General features: G+C 60.7%; 15 protein-coding genes and 1 pseudogene. All 16 read right to left on the bottom strand.

Features of this window, described 5'->3' with window-relative positions; genetic code table 11:
- The coding region (locus tag AC2A1N_RS14525; RefSeq protein WP_484372676.1) for a type IV secretion system protein at positions 1-770 on the bottom strand (770 nt) is incomplete at its 3' end.
- A 238-nt stretch (positions 771-1,008) separates the two neighbouring features.
- Entirely contained in the window at positions 1,009-1,566 is a 558-nt protein-coding gene (locus AC2A1N_RS14520; RefSeq protein ID WP_082783391.1) for a DUF4189 domain-containing protein, read from the bottom strand.
- Between the two features lie 282 nt (positions 1,567-1,848).
- Positions 1,849-2,271: a DUF4189 domain-containing protein gene (locus AC2A1N_RS14515; RefSeq protein WP_241776808.1), complete on the bottom strand. Its 423-nt coding sequence runs from the start codon at positions 2,269-2,271 to the stop codon at positions 1,849-1,851.
- 155 nt (positions 2,272-2,426) lie between these two features.
- Positions 2,427-3,042: pseudogene (locus AC2A1N_RS14510) on the bottom strand (type IV secretion system protein); the annotation flags it as partial.
- A 215-nt stretch (positions 3,043-3,257) separates the two neighbouring features.
- A complete protein-coding gene (locus AC2A1N_RS14505; RefSeq protein ID WP_082783394.1) occupies positions 3,258-3,761 on the bottom strand; it encodes a DUF4189 domain-containing protein in 504 nt (167 codons plus the stop codon).
- A 68-nt stretch (positions 3,762-3,829) separates the two neighbouring features.
- The gene (locus AC2A1N_RS14500; RefSeq protein WP_229298462.1) at positions 3,830-4,960 is read right to left on the bottom strand and encodes a TrbL/VirB6 family protein; all 1,131 of its coding nucleotides are present in this window, start codon (positions 4,958-4,960) and stop codon (positions 3,830-3,832) included.
- 76 nt (positions 4,961-5,036) lie between these two features.
- Complete coding sequence (locus AC2A1N_RS14495) at positions 5,037-5,864, bottom strand: hypothetical protein (protein WP_061480703.1); 828 nt, start codon at positions 5,862-5,864, stop codon at positions 5,037-5,039.
- Entirely contained in the window at positions 5,861-8,302 is a 2,442-nt protein-coding gene (locus AC2A1N_RS14490) for a VirB4 family type IV secretion/conjugal transfer ATPase (RefSeq protein WP_061480702.1), read from the bottom strand. Before AC2A1N_RS14490 ends, AC2A1N_RS14495 begins: the two co-directional genes overlap by 4 nt.
- An 81-nt stretch (positions 8,303-8,383) precedes the next feature.
- Positions 8,384-8,692 (bottom strand): VirB3 family type IV secretion system protein, encoded by a 309-nt coding sequence (locus tag AC2A1N_RS14485; protein WP_019660289.1) that lies wholly within the window; start codon positions 8,690-8,692, stop codon positions 8,384-8,386.
- On the bottom strand, positions 8,685-9,089 hold the full coding sequence (locus AC2A1N_RS14480; protein WP_061480701.1) for a TrbC/VirB2 family protein: 405 nt from the start codon (positions 9,087-9,089) through the stop codon (positions 8,685-8,687). The genes AC2A1N_RS14485 and AC2A1N_RS14480 overlap by 8 nt, the downstream gene beginning before the upstream one ends.
- Before the next feature lie 73 nt (positions 9,090-9,162).
- Complete coding sequence (locus tag AC2A1N_RS14475; RefSeq protein ID WP_242891234.1) at positions 9,163-10,146, bottom strand: lytic transglycosylase domain-containing protein; 984 nt, start codon at positions 10,144-10,146, stop codon at positions 9,163-9,165.
- Positions 10,147-10,149: 3 nt separating this feature from the next.
- Positions 10,150-11,193 carry a P-type DNA transfer ATPase VirB11 gene (gene virB11 / locus AC2A1N_RS14470; RefSeq protein WP_099495541.1) on the bottom strand — a complete coding sequence of 348 codons (1,044 nt, stop codon included), beginning with the start codon at positions 11,191-11,193 and terminating at the stop codon, positions 10,150-10,152.
- Between the two features lie 14 nt (positions 11,194-11,207).
- Positions 11,208-12,461, bottom strand: a complete 1,254-nt coding sequence (locus AC2A1N_RS14465) for a TrbI/VirB10 family protein (RefSeq protein ID WP_242891232.1) — start codon at positions 12,459-12,461, stop codon at positions 11,208-11,210.
- Positions 12,458-13,237 carry a TrbG/VirB9 family P-type conjugative transfer protein gene (locus tag AC2A1N_RS14460; protein WP_021202792.1) on the bottom strand — a complete coding sequence of 260 codons (780 nt, stop codon included), beginning with the start codon at positions 13,235-13,237 and terminating at the stop codon, positions 12,458-12,460. Before AC2A1N_RS14460 ends, AC2A1N_RS14465 begins: the two co-directional genes overlap by 4 nt.
- Positions 13,234-14,289, bottom strand: coding sequence for a VirB8 family type IV secretion system protein (locus tag AC2A1N_RS14455; protein WP_242891230.1), 1,056 nt, complete (start codon positions 14,287-14,289; stop codon positions 13,234-13,236). The genes AC2A1N_RS14460 and AC2A1N_RS14455 overlap by 4 nt, the downstream gene beginning before the upstream one ends.
- 89 nt (positions 14,290-14,378) lie before the next feature.
- A complete protein-coding gene (locus tag AC2A1N_RS14450) occupies positions 14,379-14,825 on the bottom strand; it encodes a hypothetical protein (protein ID WP_032954281.1) in 447 nt (148 codons plus the stop codon).
- Positions 14,826-14,977 lie beyond the last annotated feature (152 nt).

Here is a 14,977-nt window from a genome sequence, read left to right as displayed (position 1 = left end):
GTGACTACGACATTGCTCCCAACTGAAGTCGATCCACCCGATTGACTGCCACCGCTCGTTGAAGGTTTATCCGGCGTGTAATAGCTACCCGGCGGCTGCCCATTCGGGCCCGGTGCCTGCGCCACCGGGCTACCGCCTATCTGCGAATATGCCATGAAGGTACCCAGGGTGCCCTGGAAGAACATCGCAGCCATTGGGGGCGCAGTCAGGATCAGCGTCGTCAGGATCAGACCCATGCCGCCCTGCTGCAGCGCCATGCTGCTCATGCCCTCGGTCAGGTTCGACCCCAGCAGTGCACCCAGCGCAGACGCGCCCCAGAACGAAGCCGCCACGCGCGCCACCATTTCCATGGCAATGCCGGTCATCGCAGCCAGCACCGCCATCGAGAACATGGTGCCGATGCCATAGAACAACCATCGTTGGAACAGGGACTTTGTCTGCTCAAACAGCAGGCAGAGAATGAACAGCGGACCAAAACCAATGAACAATGACATGGCGATCTGGTACAGCAATAGCATGGCGCCCGCCGTAACGGCCGGTCCGCCGGTGCCCAGCCCAATGAACCACATCGCACGGGTCTTTGCGCTATCCAGCGTTACATCGCTAGCATCATCCAGCGCACTCACCGACGTGAGCGCCAGTTGCATATAGCCCAGGTTCTTATCAATCAGTTCCTCGGCGGTCGACTTCTTTCCGGTCACGGTATAGGTGACCTGGTCCTGCACATTACCGACCAGGAAGCTCTGCAGCCCGGCAACGATGAGGGGCATCGATATGGTGACCGTCGTGATCTCGGAGTGGACAGAATCATCAATCGATATTTTGCCGCTGCATTGCACATGTCTCCCCACCAAGTTAGACATAGCAGCGCAGATTGGGGCGCATTAACCACTCCCCCCAGCTCAGCTGTCGCGATTAACAGCTTCGGGCGTCAATTGTGCAGACACTGCCGAACACGCACTTCCCAACCATTTGGGCTTCCTCTTCCTGCATCATCGGCTTCGAACTTCAATAGCGATCAAATACCGGCTTCGTACAATCCGCGTACACTTCATCACATGGTCCCTGCCGATCGTTCTTGCACAACGAGCGCGCAGTCTGTAATGCTGATTCCGGAGTCGGCCCCGATCCAATGCCCGACTGACCGCCCCCCGAACGCCCACTGGGAATCGCCCATGATACGCATTGATTGAAATACGTCATGTTTATCGAGCAGTCACGAGCTCCACTCATTCGGCATTTGGAAAGCGCCTCTTTCTCAGCAGCACTTTTGGATCTCAGTCCAGTTGAAACGCCAGCATCAGAGGTGGCCCACGAAACAGCGATGGCCCCCCACGTTTTTACCCACTCCCCCAGAGGGCGCGCGGGCGCTGGCGCGGCAGGGTTAGCCGCCGTAGCAGCACCTCCGGGAATCGGGGCACATCCTTGAACACCCTGCCCACCCACGGGGTAGAAACCCGGCGGGCAGTTCCCTTCAGCCTTTGCGATTGGCGTCCATGCACAGAACAGGAATGCGCCAAGTGCCAAATCGACACACGCAACGGCGAGCCGGTTAAAGATAGGCATGCCTCTGCTTCTCAATCACCTGATGCAATTTCACATTCCCGGATCGCAGAAGACGTGCCCGCCGCTGCCCTCCGAGATGCCATCAAGCTAGCCATGTCCTTGGAAGATCATAACGTCCTTGCGCACGCCGCCGTGCAAAACAGAGCGGTCAGGGTCGGCCTCATTCTCAGTTGCAGCAGCGCAGCCGCGCCCGAGGCTTCTCGGAGCCAAGCCGCCGTGCGCGCAAATTGCAACAAACAGATAGCGATCCGCGTCATTGCAATCATCCCGAGCACGGCCATTTCAGTACTTCCTGAACAAGGGCTCGGTACAATTTGTATACACGGGAGCACAGGCTCCCGGCTTGTCATTCTTGCAGACTCCCTGAGCAGCCCGCTCGGCATCACCCGGAGTCGGACCGGTGCCAATTCCTGACAGGCCATTTCCGGTCCTTCCGCTCGGGATGACCCAGGAAACGCACTGATTGAAATAGGTCATGCTGACCCTGCAATCGCTTGCTCCGCTGGCAGCACATTCTGAGACGGCTTTGCGTTCCGCCTCCTTCTTTGACCGGTGCCCCGTAGAAACGCCGGCATCGGAAGTGCTGGCGGATACCGCAATTCCGCCCCAGGTCTTGATCCACTCGCCCGTAGGTTGCGGAGGAGGAGGTGAAGACTGCTGGGCGGCGCCACCAGACGCCGCGCCGGGAATTGGTGCGCATCCCATTGCCCCTTGCCCCCCCACGGGGTAGTAACCGGGAGGACAGACTCCGCCTTCTGCACGTGCAGAGGAAGCTGAAGCTGCGATGATTCCCAAAGACAGCAGGCTAAAGAAAATAGAGCGCATGAAACCCCTCAAATAGACAGCAAGCCAAAGCAAAATCAGGAGTTACCGGACGGTGCATTGCCGCGGAGCCCCGTTGATGCATGAGCGGCCTCATGATTATGAATCTTCGGCATCGCGACTTGATTCGCTGTGGAAGAACCACTTTCAGTAGAAGGCTTGGCAGGCGCATACATACCACCCGACCCACTAGAACCCGGCGGCTGCCCATTCGGACCCGGCGAGGTCGGCACAGCGCTACCACCTATCTGCGAATATGCCATGAAGGTACCCAGAGTGCCCTGGAAGAACATTGCAGCCATTGGGGGCGCAGTCAGAATCAGCGTCGTCAGGATCAGGCCCATGCCGCCCTGCTGCAGCGCCATGCTGCTCATGCCCTCGGTCAGGTTCGACCCCAGCAGTGCACCCAGCGCAGACGCGCCTCAGAACGAAGCCGTCACGCGCGCCACCATTTCCATGGCACTGCCGGTCATCGCAGCCAGCACCGCCATCGAGAACAGGGTGCCGATGCCAAAGAACAACCATCGTTGGACAGGGACTTCGTCTGCTCAAACAGCAGGCAGAGGATGAACAGCGGACCAAAACCAATGAGCAATGACATTGCGATCTGGTACAGCAACAGCATGCGCCTACTGTATCGGCCGGTCCATCCGTCACCGGCCGATGATCTGTCCGCGACACGCGCTGACCTCGTCCGAGTACATCTCCAACAGCTTCCGCCGGCTCACCGAAGTGTTTGCGAACTCATTGTAGCCGAGGCTCAGCCATCAAATCATCCGCATACAAGCCTGTCTCTTCCTCGAAGCACGAGATCTGATACTTCAGATGTAGAGTCCCGAGGTCCTCAGAACAGATCCAACTCTACTGTTTCAGTAAGTCCTGAAGATGGGTTTCGTGCAGTCAGTGTAAAAGACCTTGCAGGCCCCAGCTTCGTCATTTGTGCAGCCCTTCTGCGCCTCCTGCTCCGCCAGCTCAAGTGTTGGTCCTCTTCCTATGCCAGATCCTCCCCGCCCCGTCTGTCCACTTGGCACCACCCACGCGGCACATTGATTGAAGTAGGCAAGCACCACTTGACAGTCCTTTGCACCCGCCGAGGAACATTTGCCAAGCGCCTCTCTTTCCGCGCCACTTTTCTTTCGCTGACCAGTGGATACGCCAGCATCGGAAGTGCGCTTGGAGGTGGCAATCGCTCCCCAAGTGGTGATCCACTCACCGGAAGGTTGAGGCGATGAAACAGGGGCGGTTGTACCACCGCCACTTGCCCCGGGAATCGGCGCACAACCCTGCACCCCTTGGCCACCGATAGGATAGAAGCCAGGCGGACAATTTCCCTCTGCCAAGGCGGAATCAATGCTCCAAGCAGTTCCAACCATCAGGACCATCAATGCAGGCAACGCGGATTTCATGAGGGCGGGATTCCATTGACGACAATTTTGGTCAATCAAGTATTGCCGGAGGGAGCATTGCCCCGCAAACCTGGGCCTGAAGCAGATTGCACTTCGCCCTGACCTTGGAGCCTAGGTGTCGCACTCTGGTTGGCCAACACACCGGTACTTGAGTTCGAAGCTGGCGCCGGAGGCGTAAACATACCACCCGACCCACTAGAACCCGGCGGCTGCCCATTCGGACCCGGCGAGGTCGGCACGGCGCTACCACCTATCTGCGAATATGCCATGAAGGTACCCAGAGTGCCCTGGAAGAACATTGCAGCCATTGGGGGCGCAGTCAGGATCAGCGTCGTCAGGATCAGGCCCATGCCGCCCTGCTGCAGCGCCATGCTACTCATGCCCTCGGTCAGGTTCGACCCCAGCAGTGCACCCAGCGCAGACGCACCCCAGAACGAAGCCGCCACGCGCGCCACCATTTCCATGGCAATGCCGGTCATCGCAGCCAACACCGCCATCGAGAACATGGTGCCGATGCCATAGAACAACCATCGTTGGAACAGGGACTTTGTCTGCTCAAACAGCAGGCAGAGGATGAACAGCGGACCAAAACCAATGAACAATGACATTGCGATCTGGTACAGCAATAGCATGGCGCCCGCCGTAACGGCCGGTCCGCCGGTGCCCAGCCCAATGAACCACATCGCACGGGTCTTTGCGCTATCCAGCGTTACGTCGCCGGCAACATCCAGCACACTCACCGACGTGAGCGCCAACTGCATATAACCCAGGTTCTTATCAATCAATTCCTCGGCGGTCGACTTCTTTCCGGTCACGATATAGGTGATCTGGTCCTGCACATCGCCAGTCAGGAAGTTCTGCAGCTTGGTCCCAAACATGGCCATCGACGTAGCGACCGTAACGATCAGTGCCGCTCGTGCCATGTTCGTCATCAACGCAGCCATCGAGTCACGGCTTCGCCCAGTCACGATGCGGAAGCCCTGGATGAGCACCCACAACGTCATCAGCACCAGGGCCATCGTGCCGACCCAGGTCATCATCCGGCTCAGGATACCGTTGCCGAAATTGGTGATCTCTTCGCGCAGATATTCCAGGATCAGCCGGAAGAAGAAGAAGTCGCCCACCGAGGCGAACAACGTGCCGTGCAGCAGATCATTGAACACCATACCGTGCATCATTCCCTGACTCATCACATCACCCGCCCCGCGTCGGGGCCCTGCTGGAGTGCGTTGCGCACGTGATTCACTTGGTGGAGAGCGCGGCCTTCAGCGCGCCGGCCTTGATGACACTTCCAATCGGGTTGCGCTCGCCACGCAACGCACGCTCGGCCAGATTCTTCTGCCGCCCCTGCAAGGCAGCGATCTGCTGGTCGTAGACCTTGATGGTGGTCTCCCACTTCTTGAAGGCCTTCTCAAGCTCGACCGAGGTTGCCGTATTGTTGGAGATATCCTCTTGCAGCGCGCCTTCATTCTTGAACGCGTTGCGGATCCGACGTAGCTGCTGAAGCATCTGCTCCATCGCCGGCATGGACATCTGCACGACCTCGACAGTCTCGTTGTACTTCTTGTTCTCAAGCACCTGAATGTAGGAGCAGATCGCACGCTGCTGCGCGCCGATGTCACCGCCCGGGCTCATGTTCAGCACTGCCATCAGACCATTCATGCTGATCATGGAATCGCCGCCGCACTTCTCGGCCACGTTCCAGTTCTCGGGAATCTTCGTCAGCGCGGGAGTCGGCGGCATCAGCGGCGAAGCAATGATCTGGGTCCAGTTCTGGAGCTTGGACATCCAGTTGTCGATGGTCTTGGAGTACTGCTGAGCCGTTTCACTCCAACGCTGCGCAGTCTGAAGATATTCCTGACCGGCCTTCATCTCCTGCATGAAATTCATGATCCAGTTGAACGGGTCATAGACCGTCATCGCCTGCGCGGGACTGGTGCCTGTACTGATGGTCATGCCCAGGGTCAACACTGCGGCCATCATCGGCGCGAAGCGCCTGCGTCGCACCGGAGTGCGGCGGAATTCGGTTGTCATGGCGGTTTCCTTGTTCGTCTGAGCGAGCGTCTTCATGCCGTCTCCTCCTGCTCGGCCCGCTTCCCGGACCCTTTTCGATGTTTGTAGAAGTCTTCCAGCCACTGTTCCGGCGTAAGCTCATCCACGGTAATCCGGTTACGGACCGCAGCGGTCTGCAACACGCGATGCATGATGTCGATGTTGTCGGTCGAGGCCGAGATCACCGACAGGATGTCGTCCATGCCACGCAGGTTGAGCTGGCAGACGCTGGACGCATGGCCCTGCTTGACCAGGAAGCAGCGCGAGCGCTCGTCGAGCGCGGTAACCACCTTGAACTCGGCCTCGGTCAGCTTCAGGCCATCCATGTAATCGCTCTTGCTGGCATTCGGGTTCGGCAGCAGGATCAGGGTGGCGGTCTGTTCGATCAGCGCGGCGGAGATATCGCTCTTCAGCGCGTCCTCCGGGCTCTGCGTCGCGAAGATGCCCAGACCGTTCTGCTTACGGATGGTCTTCTGCTTGTTCTTGGCGAATTCCTTCAGGCCGCCCTCGCCGTCCAGGATCTTCCAGAATTCGTCCATCACGTAGATCAGCGGACGACCATCGATCAGCGACTCCAGGCGGTGCAGCAGGTAATTGATGACCGGCACGCGTACTTCGGGGTTGTCGATGATGTCGGTGTAATCGAAGCCGATGATGTTGGCCCTGCTCAGGTCAACAGTGTCGACGGGATTGTCGAAGACCCAGCCCAGCGAATTGCCCGAGGTCCAGCGCCGCATGCGCGCGTAGAGGCCATCGTCACCCATGTTGGGCAGGCTCTTCTGGAAATTGGTCATGCTGCGCAGGTGCATCGGCGTATCGAGCATGCTCTCTACAGCGCGATAGATATCCTCTTCCTCGCGGGCGCTGTACTCACGCTTGCCGGCCAGCACCTTGATCAGGTCGGCAAGGAACTGCACATTGGCTTCATTGTTCTCGCACTGGAACGGGTTGAACCCAGTCGGCGCGCCGTTCTCCAGGGCCAGATAATTGCCACCGCAGGCGCGCACGAAGATCTCTGCACCGCGGTCCTTGTCGAAGAAGAAGATGGTCGGCGACGGCTCGTACTTCTGCACCTGGCTGAGCAGGAAGTTGATCAGCGCGGTCTTACCGGTACCGGACTTACCAATCACCATGGTGTTGGCGATCGCCTTCTCACCCAGCGAGTTCTCCGACGGATGGGTCGCGTGGAAATTGAAGTAGTACGGCTGGCCGTTGGTGGTCTGCAGCGTGGTGACGCAGTCGCCCCATGGGTTGTTGTGCTGCTTGCCGGTCGCGAAGTTGTGCAGCGGCGACAGGCCCAGGAAGTTCAGCGAGCTGACATTGGCCAGGCGGGTGCGATAGCGCCAGTTGGCCGGCAGCTGCGAATAGAAGGACGAGGTGACCGCCAGGTCTTCCTTGGTCGACACGAAACCCGCATTGGACAGCTCGGCGCGCGTCGTGGCCACGTTCTGCGACAGTTTGGCCTGGCTGTCGCCGTAGACCGTCATGATGAAGTGGTACTCGCCCAGCACGAAATTACCCGACGACAGCTGGTCCATCGCCTGGTCCAGCTCGACGATCTGGCTGACTGCCTTGTCACCGGAGGAGATCATCATGCCCTTGGTGCGGTCGAGCACCTTGAGCGCGTCCTGACGCCCCATCGGGCTGAACGAATGGGTGATGACGTACTCGTAGTCCAGGTACTTCAGGCCGTTGAGGATGCCCGGGTAAGTCCCGTCGGCATACTCCTTGATGTTCAGGATGGCGCCGAAGTGGTTGGCACCGTTGGGGGTATTGATGACGAAGTCACCGGTCTTGGCCGAGAACATATGGCGGCTGACCGGCAGGTAATCCTTGATTGGCGCCGACAGCACCGGCACCGGTTCGTCGATGCGATTGACAAGGTAGCCGAACAGCTCCAGCGTTTCCGAGAACACCACGCCGTTCTTGGCCTCGTACATGCCCAGGCGGTACGGCGCGTAGTCGCGGATCACGGCCTCTACATTGCCGGCCAGTTCCATCAGCTTCTCGATGGCCTGCTCCTGCTCGGCCTGCAGGCGCTCGACATTCGCCGACTTTTCCACGAAGCGCTTCCCGGCTACGACCGGGCGGTAGATCATGGTGAGGTACAGCTCGTTCTGCATGATGCGCTGGGCGGACAGCATGCCCATGTACTGGTCGGACACGTCCTGGTTGAAGCGCTGCTTGTAGTGGCTCTTGCCTTTCAACGTACGGCGACGGCGAATGTCGTGCACCCAGAAGGCGACATTGACGAAATCCGGCGCCCTCAGCGTCTGCAGCAGGCGGTTGAACGTATTGTGCCGGTGCTCCAGCTCCCATTCCTCGCGACCAACGAACGGCAGTCCTTCCAGATACCACGTCAACAGGTAGTCGCCGCCCGTGGTCTTGATCACGTTCGGGGCGACATGCGTCGACAGGGGAATGAACTCACTGATGGAGGTGTCAGGGCTGAACATACGACTGCTTCCAAAGAGGTACTGCCAAGAAGTTTCAACAGACCCGACAGGCGCTTGCGCCCGCCGGGCCGGATCCGGACCTCAATCCATTCGGGCCGGCTTGTCGCGGTAATGGTTGGGGTTGAACACCCACATGCCATCGTGTTCCTGCACGTTGCGGACTTTCAGCTTGAACATCAGGCGCAGGCCCAACAGGCGGAAGATCATTTCGTCACGCTTGGCCATCTGCCGCATGATGAAGACCGCCACCGGAATGGTGAGCAGGAACCAGAAGTTCGTGTACATGCTGAGCAGCAGCAACCCACCTGCCACCATGAAGAATGGCAGGTAGGGAACGCCCAGGAACATTGCCGGACGTGTGCAGCCGCGGAAGACGACGTTCTTATGCACTGTAATACTGGACAGCCTGCTGGATCAGCATTGAGGTCTTGCCTTCGCAGGTGCCATAGTCGTCACCCAGCAGCATACGTGCGATCTGGCCAGCGGCACCGATCAGCACGCCACCGATCAGAATCGGGGCCACATCACCAATGCGCTTGTGCGCGAAGGCGATCTGGTAGCCGGCGAAGATCACCGCAATGGTCACCACGGCGATCGAGGCCATGTTCAGCAGACCATTGATGCTGTCGAAGAAGCCACATACCTTCTTCTCGGTGCCACCATAATTGATGCCGCCCTGATTGGCGAAGACCTCCGGAGCGAACAGCGCACCAACAAAGAGGGTGGCCATCAGCAGAGTCTTCAGCGTGCGCTGGGCCTGGACGAGGTCGAGATTGGATCGCTTCATGGATTGATTTCCTTGTTGATGGACTAACACAACTGAATCGACCAGCCGGGGGACTGGCCGCACCACGACTTCGTCAGAACACGAAGGCCGCATCCCCTGCGGGAATCTGCTGCACCGGCGCAGCCTGCACCGGCGCGTTGAATGAATTGTCGCCACCGGCGACAGGCTGGTTGCGCTCGCTCCAGGGCCGCAGCATCACGGGCCCCTCATTGCTGGCACCGGCGGCGCCCGGCAACTGCTGCGGCATGGCCATGGCCTGGGCAGCACGCTGCTGAGGCAACTGCTGCGGCATACCACTGGACTGTTGCTGCGGATAGGCGGCCCCTTGGCTGGGTTGCGCCTGAGGCTGCATCATCCTGTCCACCGAACCCAGCACCACCTTGGACAGCGCCTGGTCGGCGAGATTCAGCAAACTACCCCGCGCCATCGCCCCGGTGGACGGGTACACGACATAGGCGCGTGCGGGATCTTCCGACGGCACGTACACCGGGCCGTTGGATTGAGCAACGATGCGCGCCTGCGCCGGAGAGGCCAGCTGCGGATGATGTTCGACCTTCACGCTGCGGCGCTCGCCGCGGCTCACAACGTCGATCGGCGCAACACCATTGCTGGCAACCTGCTGGCCGCGGCGGATCGAGTCGTAGATCTTCTGCACGTAGCCGTGACGGAAGCCGGTCTCGAAGTTGCCCGAGTAGTAACAGCTGAACGACTTGCCCCAGTCACCACCGGAGCGTTTGTAGCACTCGGCGAGAATGCGCGCACCGGCCTGCAGGTTCGGGCACTGCTGGAAGGCCTTCTCGTAGGAATCCAGCCCGTATTTGCCCAGGTTGTAGCGATTGACCTGGGCCAGCCCGATCGAGAAGTTGTAGCCCTTCTCTTCCAGCATGCGCACCGTCGCCAGCGCTTCATCCAACGCCTTGGGCTGGCGCACCAGTGCACCGCCGACCACGCCGATGGCGTAGGGATTGCGCGACGATTCGACGTTGATGACGTGCTGCATCACCTCCATCGATACGGCCATCTCCGGGCACGCCATCATTTCCAGTCCTGGCAGCATCCCTCAGCCCTCCTGCCCCTGGGCACGCCCAGGATTGAAGTCGATGCCGGTGATATAGCGCGAACCGGCATGCGCCTTGATATGCACCACGATGTCGATGGTCATCATCAACAGCCGCTTGATCACGTTGAACTCCAGGCCCGAACCCTCGGCCGACGCCTTCACCATCAGTGCCAGCTGGTCCCAGGTCTGCTCCGGGCTGCCGGCATGGCAGCTGGTGATCGAGCCCGGGTGGCCGGACGCGCAGTTGCGGATGAAGTAGAACGCTTCGTCACCGCGCAGCTCGGCCAGGATGATGCGTTCGGGCTTCATGCGCAGGCAGGCTTCCATGCAGCTCTTGGCCGTCACATTGCTGGTGCTCTGCCCGCCCTTGGAATACAACAGGTGCACAACGTTGGGTTGGGTCAGGAACAGCTCGCGCGCGTCCTCGATGGTGACCAGGCGCTCGTTGTCCGGGATATGGTTGACCAGCGCCTTCATGAAGGTGGTCTTGCCGCTACCGGTCGCACCGGATACCACGATGTTCTTGCGGTACATCACCGCACGCCGGAAGAACTCGGCGTACTCTCGCGAATGACGCAGCTCCAGCAGCTCGCGATCCTGCTCGCTGATGCTGCCATCGGTTTCCAGGATCTGATTGAAGAAGCCGTCTTCGTGATACTGCGTGAGCGACTTGGTGTGCTTGGACGGCAGACGGATGGTGATCGACACCTTGCCAGCGTCACACGCGGGCGGAATGACGAACTGTGCACGCTGGCCGGTGGGGAACGTGAGCGACACGACCGGATCGGCATCGGTGATGCGCTGGCCGGTGTTGCTCTCGTTCACCACCGCCGTGCAGAACTGCCGGGCCCGCTCGAACGTCAGGCTCGGCACCTCCACCCGCTGCCACCCCGCCCGGGTTTCCAGGTACAGCTCACCGGGACGGTTGATGCAGATTTCCGTCACTTCCGGAGAGGTCATGTACTCGGCGATGCCCAGCACTTCGTACTGATAGCGCAGGAAATCGCTGGAGACGAGGGCGAGGGGTGACACTTCGGCGTCCATGATCGTTCGTTGGGTTACCGGCGGGGATTCAGCACGTTGGTGAAGTCAACGTCCTTGGCGACGTAGACATTCACCACGGTGCCCTGATTGATGGTCACGGTCGGCGGGCGGCGCTCGCTGAGCGCCTCGTTGGCAAGTCGCTCCATGGTGCGAGCGGTTGCACTCTCGTAGGGAGAACGCACGGCAAAGCCGTTGCTGGCGACCGTTGTCGACTCTGGACCGTGCTCGGCTGCGGCGTACTTGAAGGCGTCTGCGATCAGGCTGATCATCAGCGCCGACGCGATACGGCTACCCCAGTGCGCACTGTACTGGCCAGGATGTCCTGCCCCGCCCAGGCCGTCCGTACCAGGGCTGGACATGGCCACGTCGATGCCATTCGGCGTGGTGATGCGATCCCAGATCACTTCCACACGCTTGCCGATCGGACCACCGCCGTAGGAGCCATAGATCTTGGAGCCCTTCGGCAGCAGCAGGTTGCGACCGTTGATGGAGTACACCGGCTCGGTCAGCAGGCACGAGGTGTAGCCGGCCACGTCGGTGATGATCCGCGTTTCCAGCACGCATCGCAGGTACGTGCCACGAACCAGCAGCGCGTCAGGGCTACGGATATAGGCGGCACTGGAGACATTTTCCACGTCGGGACCACGGCGGACCTTCTGCGGCTGGGGCTGAGGATTTGCTGCTGCCTGCATGGCAGCGATCATCGCCTGGTTGTAGTCAGAGTTCTGGCTGCCGGACGACGCGCCCGCGTCACCACCCCCTACCCCGGAACCGCTGCCCATGCGACGGTCCATCAACGTCGGCCCGCGATCTTCGTATGGCTTGCTCGCCGACGGAAAACCGGGCATGGGCACTTCCTGCTGGGGCGCAGGCGGCAGCATCGGAATCGGATCGGCAACAGCCACCGGCGGCGCCGGATCAGCTGCGGTACCCACGCTCGGCAGTTGTGGTGTCGTCGCACGCGCCTCTTCCCGCGGCTTGTTTTGCTCGGTCGCATCATCCTGCCCCTTGCGGAACAGCAGGAAGCCCATTGCCATCAGCAACAGCACGATGCCGCCGAGGAACAGCAGCGCCTTGCGATTCAACCGCTGCTCTTCGGCCGAGCGCAGCTGCGGTGCGGCCGCGTCAAGATCCGGCGCCGGCTCGGCCTGGGCCGTGCCGAAGTAGGGATTCGACGGCGCTTCCGCGGCACCCTGTGCGCCATACGGGCTCTGGCTCTCGTCGCGTCCGTTGTTCGGGTCGTTTCCGGGAGTGTTCTGCTGGCTCATTTCTTCACGTTCCTTCGCAGGCCGACGACGAAGTCGCCGTGGCGGATGACCAGGTACGGGTAGGTCCCGTGCACGATCAGCGTATTGCCTTCAACCGTGGTGTTGACCACAAAGTCCTCACCGTATTCCGTTTCGCGACCAAACACGGCCGGGAAGATGCCGGTCTTGTACTCCGGCGAGTTCGGCAGTTTCAGGTAGGTGAAACGGCTATCGTCATAGGCGTTGACCGGGATCAGCCACCCCATCTTCTTCGCCTTGCTGGTCGAATAGGAGTAGTTGAAGTTGTACTGGCGGTCCTTGGCCAGTTCCGAGCTCAACAGCGGTTTGGCCTCTTCCTCCACCGCTTCCTGGGCAACACCGAACACGGTGTCGTTGGGATAGACGAAGGCGATCTTGTACTGCACGCCTGCACGACGGGCCTGCTCCAGCTGGCGCCAGTCGGTGGCCACCACCTTCAGTTCGAAGATGTAGGAATGGGTCTCGGTGCGCACCATCATGTTGGTGTCGACGTCGACGTTCTTCGGCTTGAGGTAGAACACATTCTCGCGACGGGTCAGTTCCCAGCCGCTGCTGAAGCCGGTGCTGTAGTCGAGGATCTTCTCGTTCGGACTCAACTCGATCTGGGTGGTCAGGCCCAGGCCGGTGCGAACCGGGTAGATACGGTCCTTCTCGTACTCGTAGTGGTCAACCGCCTGCGCCATCGCCGCTGCTGAGAACAGCAACGACAACATCGACAGCAGCGCCAGCGCGCTTCCCCTGATATTTCGACTACTCATCGGTTGCTTGCTCCATCAGCAGTTCCGGTGGAATTGTTCTGCGCCGGCCTCATGGCCGGCTGTCCGGGCATGGCCTGCCCCGGCATTGCTTGCCCCTGCACCGGCTGACCCGGCATCGGTTGGCCCGGTACAGGCTGTCCCGGCATTGCCTGGTCCGGTACTTGGCCGTTGGCTGGCACCGCGACCGGCTGGCCGGTGGCCGGGTCGATCATGGTGGCCGCGGCCGGATTGTTGGGGTCGTAGACACCCTGTGCCTGCTGCGCCGCCTGTGCGGCCTGCTGCGCCTGCGCCTGCATGGCGCCGTCATCCGGCACCGGCACGCCACGCGAATAGTCGTTGTCGACGCGGTACTCGGTGACCTGGAAGGCCAGCGGATTGAGGATGCGATCCTGTTCGGACAACGCCAGGTTCTGGTTGTACTCGAAGCGCATCGTCACCAGCTGGTTGTCAAGGTAGCTGGATGCTCCGGTCCGCTTGTCCAACAGGCTGCGCTGGATGCGCACCGACGCACCGCGGAAGCTGCCGTTCGGCTCAGCCCCCAACGGCGTGATGCTCAGGATCTTGACCCGAATGGCCTTTTCGCGGCCGTACATCACAAACGGGTTCTGAGGGTTACTTCCTGCGTATCGCATACGCATGCTCTGAGCAACCGGGCTGCTGGACATCACGAACACCAGCTCCCAGTCACGCAGGCCCATCACCGCCGAGTCATACGATTCGCGCGCGAGCACGTACTGGGCGACGTTGCTGCGATTGATCGCTTCGTTGGTGGTGATCGTCTCGCCCTGGAAGGTGCCACTCAGGCGCGCGACGGTCGCGGTACCCGTGTAGGCATCGGCCATCACCAGGAACGGCACCTTCTCCTTCAGCGGCAGCATGTAGTAGTAGCCGCCCGCCAGTGCGAGCGACATCAGCAACGAGCCTGTGGCGACCCACCATGCGCGCCGCTCGCTGCGGCGTGCCATGTCGGCCACGGTGATCTCGTAGCTGACCGCCTTGGCGACCGACTGCTCGACCTTGGGACTATTGCCGGGATCCTTCTTGCGGAACATGGATTCTTCCGTACTGCTGAAACATCAATGGGCGTGGCACCCCTGCGACAGGCGCGGGGAGCGGCACGTTCGATGATTTCGAGGTGGACTCAGGTGCCGCTGTTGGAATCAGCGCCCTGCGCCGACGCGGTCGGCGTCGAGCCAGCGCTCTGCACAACGATCTGGTTGCCAACGATGGAGACGGAGATGCCCTGCGCTGCATAGGCTGCGGTCAGATCGATCACGGCCTGCTGTGCGTTGGTGGTGTCGATGTTCGAGACCGCGCCATACAGGGTGAAATCCGAGCTGAGGCGGTAGTCCAGCGTGCGCCCGGAATCCTTGGCCCAACGCTCGAGCATGGCTTTGAGCGTGCCATCCATCGGCGAGGCCTGGTAGACGTAGCTGGAGTACAGCGGAATTTCGGTCGTCGTCGCAGCAAAGCGGTTGACCGGCTTCCAGCGGCCTCCGAAATCCGGAGCGGACTTGGTGGCGCAACCGGCCACCATCAGCGCCGCCACTGCGGCGATGGACATTTTCGCGATAAACGCCTGATTCATACGGGCTTCACTTTGACGTACGAAAAAGCAGTCCCGAGCATTGGCCCCCTGGTCGTCCGGCGCTGCATCGCGCACGCCGGAATCGGAGGGACACGCTGTGTGCAGCGCACCCACTCCGGCTCCCCTGCAGCCCAAAGGCTGCCAACCAGGTC

Source organism: Stenotrophomonas maltophilia group sp. SKK55, assembly GCF_057179845.1.
This window is presented reverse-complemented; position numbering and strand designations above follow the sequence as displayed.

Coding starts and splice junctions, on each gene's coding strand:
- AC2A1N_RS14520 (WP_082783391.1), bottom strand. CDS start 1,566: ATGCCTATCTTTAACCGGCTCGCCGTTGCGTGTGTCGATTTGGCACTT.
- AC2A1N_RS14515 (WP_241776808.1), bottom strand. CDS start 2,271: ATGGGATGCGCACCAATTCCCGGCGCGGCGTCTGGTGGCGCCGCCCAG.
- AC2A1N_RS14505 (WP_082783394.1), bottom strand. CDS start 3,761: ATGGTTGGAACTGCTTGGAGCATTGATTCCGCCTTGGCAGAGGGAAAT.
- AC2A1N_RS14500 (WP_229298462.1), bottom strand. CDS start 4,960: ATGGTGTTCAATGATCTGCTGCACGGCACGTTGTTCGCCTCGGTGGGC.
- AC2A1N_RS14495 (WP_061480703.1), bottom strand. CDS start 5,864: ATGAAGACGCTCGCTCAGACGAACAAGGAAACCGCCATGACAACCGAA.
- AC2A1N_RS14490 (WP_061480702.1), bottom strand. CDS start 8,302: ATGTTCAGCCCTGACACCTCCATCAGTGAGTTCATTCCCCTGTCGACG.
- AC2A1N_RS14480 (WP_061480701.1), bottom strand. CDS start 9,089: ATGAAGCGATCCAATCTCGACCTCGTCCAGGCCCAGCGCACGCTGAAG.
- AC2A1N_RS14475 (WP_242891234.1), bottom strand. CDS start 10,146: ATGCTGCCAGGACTGGAAATGATGGCGTGCCCGGAGATGGCCGTATCG.
- virB11 (WP_099495541.1), bottom strand. CDS start 11,193: ATGGACGCCGAAGTGTCACCCCTCGCCCTCGTCTCCAGCGATTTCCTG.
- AC2A1N_RS14465 (WP_242891232.1), bottom strand. CDS start 12,461: ATGAGCCAGCAGAACACTCCCGGAAACGACCCGAACAACGGACGCGAC.
- AC2A1N_RS14460 (WP_021202792.1), bottom strand. CDS start 13,237: ATGAGTAGTCGAAATATCAGGGGAAGCGCGCTGGCGCTGCTGTCGATG.
- AC2A1N_RS14455 (WP_242891230.1), bottom strand. CDS start 14,289: ATGTTCCGCAAGAAGGATCCCGGCAATAGTCCCAAGGTCGAGCAGTCG.
- AC2A1N_RS14450 (WP_032954281.1), bottom strand. CDS start 14,825: ATGAATCAGGCGTTTATCGCGAAAATGTCCATCGCCGCAGTGGCGGCG.